At 60.7% G+C, this 8608-nt stretch carries 5 protein-coding genes; 4 read left to right on the top strand and 1 reads right to left on the bottom strand.

What is annotated here, in order from left to right; genetic code table 11:
* Positions 1-51 precede the first annotated feature (51 nt).
* Entirely contained in the window at positions 52-1143 is a 1092-nt protein-coding gene (locus tag AB0O34_RS35120) for an ISL3 family transposase (RefSeq protein ID WP_363923022.1), read from the bottom strand.
* A gap of 938 nt (positions 1144-2081) precedes the next feature.
* On the opposite strand from AB0O34_RS35120, the gene AB0O34_RS35115 reads away from it, so the two are divergent.
* The 4 genes from AB0O34_RS35115 (at position 2082) to AB0O34_RS35100 (ending at position 8461) form a co-directional block, all read left to right on the top strand.
* Positions 2082-3347: a DNA sulfur modification protein DndB gene (locus tag AB0O34_RS35115; RefSeq protein ID WP_363923020.1), complete on the top strand. Its 1266-nt coding sequence runs from the start codon at positions 2082-2084 to the stop codon at positions 3345-3347.
* Between the two features lie 236 nt (positions 3348-3583).
* The gene (locus AB0O34_RS35110; protein ID WP_363923018.1) at positions 3584-5266 is read left to right on the top strand and encodes a hypothetical protein; all 1683 of its coding nucleotides are present in this window, start codon (positions 3584-3586) and stop codon (positions 5264-5266) included.
* Between the two features lie 811 nt (positions 5267-6077).
* Complete coding sequence (locus AB0O34_RS35105; protein WP_363923016.1) at positions 6078-7604, top strand: hypothetical protein; 1527 nt, start codon at positions 6078-6080, stop codon at positions 7602-7604.
* The gene (locus AB0O34_RS35100; protein WP_363923014.1) at positions 7556-8461 is read left to right on the top strand and encodes a DNA adenine methylase; all 906 of its coding nucleotides are present in this window, start codon (positions 7556-7558) and stop codon (positions 8459-8461) included. Before AB0O34_RS35105 ends, AB0O34_RS35100 begins: the two co-directional genes overlap by 49 nt.
* The last annotated feature ends 147 nt before the right edge of the window (positions 8462-8608 follow it).

The following is an 8608-nucleotide window of genomic DNA, read 5'->3' as shown; positions in this document are numbered from 1 at the left end:
GCGTCGTAAAGTACAACCATAAATCCCGCTGTCCGGAATGATCTCAGCCCCTCACTCTTCTAACAGCACATCGGTGTTGCGGCAGCCCTGGTCCCATCGTTCCCGCAGGTAGGGAAGGTGCGTGTCGAGAATGGTCTGCCGTTTCGCCCTCTCCTTGCTGATGAGGTCGTCAGCAGTTTCTACGGCAAGGTAGCGGCGGACGGTCTTGCGGTCCAGCCGCAGGTCGCGACTGATTTCTGTGATGGTCATACCTCGCTGGAGTGCCTGGTGGATCTCAGCATGCCGGGCCCGGGTCTGGACTGCCAGCGGTCCTTCCTCGGCCGGCAGACCCGGGGCGGCGGAGTCTGGCTCTTCGACGGTGTCCGGTTGTTCACGCAGCTGAGAGCGATGACGGCCGACGGCTCGCTCGACCGCGCCGGACAGGTTATGGAGCAAATGCCATCGATCGGCGACCTGCGCGGCCAGCGGAGCACCACGCCGGCCGCCCTCGGCATAGCAACCTGCCCGATCCCGGCAGATCACCTCGACACCAGGATGGGCCTCCAGCCAGGAGGCAAACGATTCCGCCGACCGATCCGGCAGCAGGTCGACCACACTGCCGGTCTCGACATTGACCAAGACGGTGCCATAGGTATGGCCACGACGCCACGCGAAGTCGTCCACGCCCAGGACTCTGGGGGTCGGATACTGGGGGTCGGGCAGGCTGCGTAGCAGTCGCAGCAACGTTGACCGGCCGACGCCCGAGCACAGCTTCTCTGCCAACCGAGCACCCGGCCGACCGCCCAACGCCAATGCGATCGCTCGCAGGTCATCGCTCAGGCCAGCGGCCCGGCGGCCGTGCCGGACCGTCAACCCAGGGACCTGCTCGACGAAAGTCCGCCTCCCGCAGACGACGTTGTCGCAGAAGAACCGGCGAACCCGCAGCTCAATCGAGGCTTCCCGGCCAGCCACCGCTCGGTCGGACAACCGGCGGTTATAGCGGCTGTGCACTCGCTTCGAGGAGACCTGGCACCCAGGACAGGGCGCCTCCGACTCCCAGCTCCGGGCCCTGACCCGGACAGTCTTCCCGGCCGAGAACACCCGCTCGATGCACACGCCCGCCAGATGCGGGAATAGAACCGCCAGCAACTCCGTGATCGACATCGAACATGATCGCGAACCCGGGCCTGGCACAGGAATGGATCACCCGAACCGTTACCGTGCCACGCTCGACGATCACGGAAAGTGGGCCAGACCCACTTTTACATGGCCACGGACACCAGGTCGCCGAGTGGGCAGGGCACAGCGTGGAATCCTCCTCCGCATCTACGCGAAGTGCATCGTTCGTCAGGACGAAGTGGCCAAGCGCCGGATCCCCGGAGCGCTGGACGGCTGAGAGAGCCGAGGGAAGGCATAGGGAAGAACGGCTCGCAGATGTCCGGTGACGGCCGGACGGCAATGCAAGATCCCCTGCCGCGAGACCGCTGTCCAGGGCTGTTCAGGGGCTCTTTCGGCTGGCTGTGGATGGCGCGCCCGAACCTGCGACCGTCGGATTAGAAGTGGACCGCCAACCACCAGCCCCATCACGCTCCCGACCTGCAAGGGAACCCTTCGGCGACCGGCCGGCCGTCGGTGCCATCCCGCATATATCCCGCAACGGCGCCAAGCCCCGCCACCCGGTGGGCCGGCCCGTCGATCGCCCCCAACCCCGCTCGGCGCCCAACCACCGCATGGCGATCGTAGGGGGATGCGACACAACGCCATTCGGCTGCATGCTAACGGCCATAGACGCCGCATGTCCGTCCTCACGCGTCTGCGGCGAGGCACCGTCCCCGCCTCTCCAGGAGCGCGCCCGCCAGGCTAAGCCTGCTCTTCACGCGATTGCGCCGCCTGTATGGTCCCCGCCCCTGACCAGCGCATACGCCGACCGTAATCGGCAATCCGCCGAGAAAAACTTGACGCTGCAGGCTAGATCTAGTGGGGAGGCTCTGCATCTTCATGCAAGATTTAACATCTTGCGGAGCCTGACAGGATGTTACTGGTACGATCTTCGCTGTTGCCAGGGTCAAACAATGTCTTGGCATGACCCGCAGGAGATTGCCTTGACCATCAACGTTGACCCGCTGCGTCTGTCCAAGCCGCAGGACTCCAGTACCTACCTGGCCATCAAGACCATGCAAGGCGGCCGTGCCGTCTACGCCACCCGCGTGCCGCTGCTCGACCTTCCCACCATCCTTCCCGTCCCCGACCCGAACAACGTCGACAAGGACAACCGCAAGGTTGATCGCCTCCACGCGAAGCACTTCGGCGAGTACCTCCATACCAAGCAAGACTGGGTCGCCCCCGCCCTCCTGGCCCGCGACAGCGGAGGCTGTCACTTCGAGAAGGTCGATGAGCATGGCGCCGTCGGCTACCTCACCGTTCCATGGGCGATCGGGGGTATCTCCTCCCTGCGCACCATCGACGGCCAGCACCGGGTTCTGGGGGTCTCCATCGAGAAGCAGCGCATCACCGACGCCATCTCGAACATCGACCGCGAGATGGCACGCAAGGTAAGCCCCGAGAAGGCGGCCAAGCTCGAGGCGGAACGTGAAAAGCTCATCGGTCAGATGAACCGGCTGAAGGACGAGTACGTCGGTCTGGACATCTACGTGGAATTGGACCCGATCAAGGCCCAGCAGATGTTCGTCGATGTCGCTGACAACGCCAAGGGCATCAGCAGCGCTGTCCGCGCCCGCTTCGACAGCTATAAGGTCGCCAACCGCACCCTGTCCGATGTGATCGACCACCCGCTACTCAAGGGTCGGGTCGACGCTGAGCAGGACCGTATGACCTTGAAGAACCCCAACCTCATGGGTGCCAAGCATGTAGCCGACATTACGCGCGCCGTCATCGCCGGTGCCGGAGGCCGCATCAGTAAGAAGGCCGAGCAGACCCTGACTGATGGAGAGGTGATCGAGCAGGTCAAGGACTTCCTCGACGTCATATCCAACGCCTTCATCGGCCTTGCCGCCGTCACCGAGGACGACCCCGAGGCGGAACGCAAAGCCGATGAGCTGACCATGGCCCAGCAGCTGCGCCGCACCTCGTTGCTCGGATCGGTGGGCATGCTGCGGGTCCTTGGTGGAGTGTTCCGTGAGCTTCGCACGGGCGATAACCCGGTGGAACTCGATGACATCACCGATTTCTTCAAGCGTCTGGACCGCCACATGCCCGCGCCGGTCACTGAGAACAGCATCTGGCGCACCAGCGAGGCAAGTAAAGACTTCGAGCCGAACGCCGCCGCACCAATCATGCGGACCCAGAACATTGTCCACCTGGTGCACGTCATCACCGGTTGGTACAAGAAAGCTCCCGCTGCTCTGTAACTGACCGCACGAACACGAGCGGCGCCTTTCTCCCCAAGAACGGCGCCTTTCGTGTTTGCTGCCGCCGTCGGGGAGCAAGCCAATCCTCGCTTAGCCCCGGCGTCCTGGAGCATCAGGGCAGTGACGTATACAGAGGATCTAGTCCGTGCAGGACTCCCGAACGAGAAGACTGTCGCCCATGCAGACCATCTAGTGGCGCCCCTCCCCAATGCCGAGCCCACATGTGAAGAGCCATCATGATCGTCAACAGCAATCCGCTCGCTCATCGAACCACCCTCACCGTCCCGCGGGCTAATAACGTGTTTCAGGATGTCCGCCGCATCAGCTCTCAATGGCTAACCAAGAAATTTGGCAGCGCCCCTTTCACTTCCGGCTACCATCACCTCGATAAGGTCTCGGTGCTCATCAACCAGGCCGCCTATCTGCCCGACGGCGCTGAGCATGCGATACGCCTGCAGTTGCGTGAGGACAAGCCGGATGCCACCTGGCGCACCGCTATCACCGCTATCACCTTCGAGGACGCGTCCGCGCTGGTCTCGGTTGGTCTGGAGGTATTCCCTAACGGCGACGCGCCGCTCTCCCCGGGTCGGCCGGGCCTGGTCCGCGACCTGGTCCGTGACCTGGAACCGGCGGACGGCCTGGCCCTGCTGACGCTGGACACACTGAGCGTGAGCGCTGAGAACGTCGATGCCCTGGTTGACGTGCTGTGCGACCCAACTCGCCGCATGCCGGTAATCGTCACGGCCCGGCCGGTGCGCTCCGATCCTGTGTGGTCGGAGCGAATGAAGAGAATGATGCCGCAGTGCGCCGGCGCGGCATCGCTGTACCTGCTTGAGGACATCGACGCCGTCGATGCGTTCCGCAGATCGATCGGTGAGCACCACCGGGTCGCTCCGGGGGCAGTGCGCACATTTCTGACAGAGGTGGACCCTGCGTGGCCGCAAGACGGGCCACGACACCGGTTCCTGACCATGGCCCGAATGAGCGACCCGGGGGATGGGGCATGGTTTGGTCTCACGCGCACGATCCAGCGGATCTCGACCGAGGCCGCGCTGCCGGACGTGTTGCGAAGCCTCTCGTTTCCCGACGCAGGCCAGCGCGGTCGCGAGGAGCGTCAGGCCGCCCTAGCCGTGGTCAGGCGCTCCGACGAACTGGTGATGATGCGCAATGATGTCGCAGAGCTGAAGGCGTTGCTCGCGCAGGCGGACCAGGAGTTGAAGGAGGCCGGGCGTACCGCTGAGCTGTCGGCGCGTACCGTGGTCTCTCTAGAGGAGCAGCTTCATTCGGCCGTAGAGCGAGCGGACGGGGACATGGAGGAAGCTCTGCGTGCCCTGGATGATGTGGAGCGGGCGCGGGCCGAGGCGGACGTTTTGAGGGGCCGACTTCGAGATGCAGGGCGCTATGAGGACACGGTCGTCGTCGAGCAGCCCCAGGGCGTGCCGGGCTCATTCGAAGAGCTATGGGAGCGGCTGGGTAGGTTCGGAGGCGTTCTGGTTACGGCCGAAAAGGGCAAGGCTCTGGAACTCGACGAAGCGAACCGGGCCCGGGTGTGGGCGGCGAAGGCGTGGAACGCCCTGCGGGCGTTTGACTCCTACGCACAGGCAGCCAAGGAGGGCTTCAACGGTGGGTTCTACCAGCACTGCACATCGGCCCGGCAAGGGGCGGTGAACTGGCCGCTCAAACAGCTGGCTATGACGGAGTCCGATACGACGATGAACATGTGGGGTTCAGAGCGGATTTTCCGAGTCCCCGAGGAGGTGGATCTCTCAGCGCGGACGGAGATGCAGGCCCATTTGAAGCTGGATTCGAAGGGCAGCACTTCACCACGGATCTACTTCATGGACGATACTAAAGGCGTCACCGGCCGAGTGATCGTGGGCTACGTCGGTCCGCATCTGACCAACACGAAGACAAACTGACCATCGCGGCCACCACTCGATCATCACGGCAACAACGGCCGACGAACTTCTCCGCGATCCACGCCAGCCTCCCCACCGGGGATCGGCCACGCCGTAGGCGAGCTCTAGTAGCCCGATATCTCCGGCCACATGCGGGCCAGATGGTCCAGCCGCTCCTGCTCTTTCTCGCTCAGCGCGACCAGCTTGGCCGGATCGTCCAACGGCAGGGTCAGCAGGGTGACCCAGATGCACTCCGACCGCCTGCGCCGCGCAGTGAAACGACGTTCGACGAGGCGTCGGCGAGTACAAATGTCGAGCGGGTCCGCAAGCCGCCATGCTCGGCGCTCTTGGGTGAGTCTCTACCGCGGGTGCCCTTTCGTGCCTTATCGTGCGGCCTTCTAGGGTGGAGATCACGCTCGAAAGACACCCGGCTTACGGTGGGGCGGGACTGATGAACGAAGTCCTGGACCTTCATCGCCCGTAACCCCTAACCCCAGTGGCCAGCCACAGCATGGCGATCGTCGTGCTGCATCCATGCGGCGGCGCGTCCCTGGTCGGTAGGTGCGGCATGGTGCGGCGGGCGCTCAGCGCGGTGGGCGGCCCTGAGCCCCGCCGCCGTTCGGGACCGGCGCCCACGCCGCACGCCCGGACGGCGGGCGGGCGGCGGGCCGTGCGGCGGCGCGAAGCGCCGTCGCCTTGATCTATACGAGCGCAATTCAGCAACATCTCGGCTGCGTGCGAGCACAGGCCTTGTCAAAGATCAGCCAGGTAGTGTACTTGAAAGGAAGAGAGTGGATAGAGAGCATGTCAAGCTTTAGCGAGGAGTCCCGTTTTGATCGATATGTCGCAATGGGATGAGCTCGTAGCGGACGTGGTCGATGGTCTTCACCTGGATCCGCATAACGTGCGCTTGGAGTTGCCGCTCGGTGTGCCCGAGGCTGACATCATCCACGACCTGTTCACCAACGAGAAGGCATTCAGTCTCGTAGAGAGCATCGTCAAGGTAGGTTTCCTGACGCACGAGGTACCCATTGTGCTTCGTCGTAAAGGACGCCTGGTCGTAGTCGAAGGTAACCGTCGTGTCGCAGCACTTAAGGCTATCCAAAACCCGTTGCTCGCCCCCGACTTTCGGACGCGCATCACGAGGCTAGTTCAGAACCTGCCTCAGCGGGAACGTCTGCGCAGGATCACGGTGAAAGTGGCACCAAATCAGGATGATGCGGATCAGCTTATCGCGGCACTGCACACTGGAAATCAGCGTGTTGCATGGTCACCTGCCCGTCAGGCCGCGTTCTTTCAGGCTCAAATAAATGCGGGAAAGACGGCCGAGGAGCTAGTCTCCCAGTATCCGACTGTCGACGTGAGGAAATTCATCCTTCGAAGCCACATATTGGATCTTTTTCGGACTGTGGATTACAAAGATGCGCAGCTTAAAGACTATGTGACGCAACGCACGTTCCCCGTGTCGACTCTGGCTCGGTTGTACGACTATGACAGGTTCTTGCATCTCCTGCAGATCGAGGTAAACGAAGCCGAGTCAACCGTTGAATTGCGGATGCCGCGGAAACAGTTTGCGGTGCTGGCGGAGAAGATTATTGGCGATATCAAGAACAAGGTTATAAATACTCGCAAGTTGAACTCTACTACGAGTGAGCCTTACGTAGCGTACATGGACGCTCTTCGTACCCTAGTGGACGAAACTGCCTCCATCGAGGATGACGAAGATTTTGCTCCGCAAAATCCTCCCCCTGCTTCCAGTAACCCAAAGGCTAACCGGCCCGCTAGTCCGAAGCCAAATAATGGAGGTTCTGGGCAAGGTAATCCTGAAGGAAAGAAAAGGGGCGAGCCTGGGCAGGCGTCAAATGGAAAGCCGGCGGAGCCCGAAACGCCCCCGGCGAAGCCGCAGTCGATCAAGCGCAGCTTTCTGGATACAGAAGATATCCAGGTGCCAGCGACTTTCCCCTACCCGATACATGCAGCTTTCAAGGAACTGTCGGACATCAACATAAAGAGGTTTCCCAACGCGACCTTTGATTTGCTCCGAACGTTCCTGGAGAAGACAATCAAGGCCTATGCTGAGTCGCTTAACGAAGACATCCGGACTCAGTTCAATGTGAAAGGATTTGTCTTCCTTAATCACTGCCTGAGCTGGCTTGAGGAGCACGTCAAGCGGAATGGTCAGACGGCCTACATCCAAGTCATCGCTAAGGTTCGTGGCGGCAAGGTGGGTAGTTACGTGCCGACTGTGGACCATCTGAACGCTATCAATCACAACCATCAAGTCTTTGCCACTCCCGATGATGTGAGAGAATGCTGGATGACCATGAAGGGCCTATTCAAGATTATGTTCAAGGTATGAGTGCGGCTAACATGCGAACGCGAGATGTGAAGAGACCGATCGTTTCGCCACTGCGTTATCCCGGTGGAAAGTCGTCTCTATATTCCCGTCTACGTGCGATTGTCCGTGCAAACAATCTCACAACCGGAACCTATGTCGAACCTTATGCGGGAGGGGCAGGGGCGGCATTAGGATTGCTGGCGACGGGACAGGTGAGGCGTATCGTAATCAACGACCTTGATCCTGCAATCTTTGCTTTCTGGACAGCAGTCGTTAAGTTTCCTGCCGAGTTCTCTGAATTGATCAATCGTGTAGATTTGACGGTTGATGAATGGGTGAAACAGAAAAGTGTCTACGCAGAAGCGCCTCGTGACGACTACCTAAGACTCGGCTTCGCCACCTTTTTTCTAAATCGAACGAATAGGTCTGGTGTTCTGAATGGCGGGCCTATTGGCGGCATGGACCAAACCGGCAATTACAAGATAGATGCCAGGTTTAACAGGTCGACTCTGGTAGAGCGTATTCGCATAGTTGGCCTACATGCCAATCGAATAACTGTGTCGAATCTGGATGGCATGTCTGTCATCAAAAGATACTCGAAAAGGGCGAATACGCTTATCTATGCTGATCCGCCCTATTTCGAGAAGGCTGGCTCCTTGTACATGAACTCGTTTAAGGCAGGCGATCACGCGGCTTTGGCCGATTGCCTTAATGGGCTAAGGGAAAGCAATTGGCTGCTCACCTATGATAATGCGCCTGAGGTTGAGACTTTGTATGCCAACCGAAGGCGTGAAGTGTTCTCGCTTGGATATTCTGCGCATCGCGTTGTCAAGGCGAAAGAGATTATGGTTTTTTCGGACAAGCTTGAGATTGCATAAATTCGTGCCTCGCGACGGTCAACGCCCCTCTTTAGTCACCAAGCGCTAGTGGCGCTGGTCTTCGATACTGCGCGGTTCGGCCACGCCCAGAGGTAGCTATTCAGCCTGAGTCGGAGACGAGTGCCCGACTCGTGCCCGAGCGCCCGA

It is taken from the genome of Sphaerisporangium sp. NPDC088356 (assembly GCF_040685555.1).
GTDB lineage: Bacteria > Actinomycetota > Actinomycetes > Streptosporangiales > Streptosporangiaceae > Sphaerisporangium.
The sequence above is the reverse complement of the archived record's forward strand: the minus strand, read 5'-3'. Positions and strand labels throughout refer to the sequence as shown.